Source organism: Stutzerimonas stutzeri (assembly GCF_024448985.1).
Taxonomy (GTDB): domain Bacteria; phylum Pseudomonadota; class Gammaproteobacteria; order Pseudomonadales; family Pseudomonadaceae; genus Stutzerimonas; species Stutzerimonas stutzeri_AP.
This window is the reverse complement of record NZ_JAMOII010000050.1, coordinates 1-1,196: the sequence shown is the minus strand read 5'-3', so window position 1 is coordinate 1,196 and position 1,196 is coordinate 1. Positions and strand designations below refer to the sequence as shown.

Genomic DNA, 1,196 nt, shown 5'->3' with positions numbered 1-1,196 from the left:
TAGGGAAACTCTGAAGAAGACTTCCAGATTTTGGCAAAATACCCGGATTCCACCCGCTGAGTTTCCCCATGAAGCAGATGACCTTCGCTGACGCCGAGTACGCCGGTAAGCGCAAACAAACCCGCAAAGAGTTGTTCCTGATCGAGATGGATCGGGTGGTGCCGTGGAAGGGTTTGATTGCCTTGATCGAGCCGCATTATCCCAAGGGTGAAGGCGGTCGTCCGGCCTATCCGCTGATGGCGATGCTGCGCGTGCACCTGATGCAAAACTGGTTCGGTTACAGCGATCCAGCGATGGAAGAGGCGCTGTACGAGACCACCATCCTGCGCCAGTTCGCGGGGCTGAGCTTGGAGCGTATCCCCGATGAAACCACCATCCTCAACTTCCGTCGTTTGCTGGAGAAGCACGAACTAGCCGCCGGCATCTTGGCTGTCATCAATGGCTATCTGGGCGACCGAGGGCTGTCGCTGCGCCAAGGCACGATCGTCGATGCCACGCTGATCAATGCGCCGAGTTCGACCAAGAACAAGGACGGTAAGCGCGACCCGGAAATGCATCAGACCAAGAAGGGTAACCAGTACTACTTCGGCATGAAGGCGCACATCGGTGTCGATGATGAGTCGGGCTTGGTGCACAGCGTGGTGGGCACGGCGGCCAACGTGGCCGATGTCACCCAGGTCGATAAGCTGCTGCACGGCGATGAGAACATGGTCGGTGCCGACGCGGGTTACACCGGCGTCGAGAAACGCCCTGAACATGAAGGCCGGGAGGTCATCTGGCAGATCGCCGCCCGCCGTAGTACTTACAAGAAGCTTGATAAGCGCAGTGCTTTGTACAAAGCCAAGCGCAAGATTGAGAAGGCCAAGGCTCAGGTACGAGCCAAGGTCGAGCATCCGTTCCGGGTGATCAAGCGCCAGTTCGGTTATGTGAAGGTGCGCTTCCGTGGTCTGGCGAAGAACACGGCGCAACTGGTGACGCTGTTCGCGCTGTCGAACCTGTGGATGGCGCGCCGACATTTACTGGCGAATGCAGGAGAGGTGCACCTGTAATGTGGGAAATGGCTGCCGCGAGGTGCTCGCGGCGGCTAAAAACACAGAAATAAGCGGGTGATCTGAGCGTTTTTGATCGATTTGCCGCTTTTAAAATCGGCAGGGGCTGAAGTCAGCCAGAAATACACAACTACTTCAGACCATCCC

1 protein-coding gene is annotated in these 1,196 nt (G+C 57.2%); it reads left to right on the top strand.

The features are described from left to right. Nucleotides 1-68: 68 nt before the first annotated feature. Complete coding sequence (locus tag NA647_RS19585) at nt 69-1,049, top strand: IS5-like element ISPre1 family transposase (protein WP_256059168.1); 981 nt, start codon at nt 69-71, stop codon at nt 1,047-1,049. Nucleotides 1,050-1,196 lie beyond the last annotated feature (147 nt).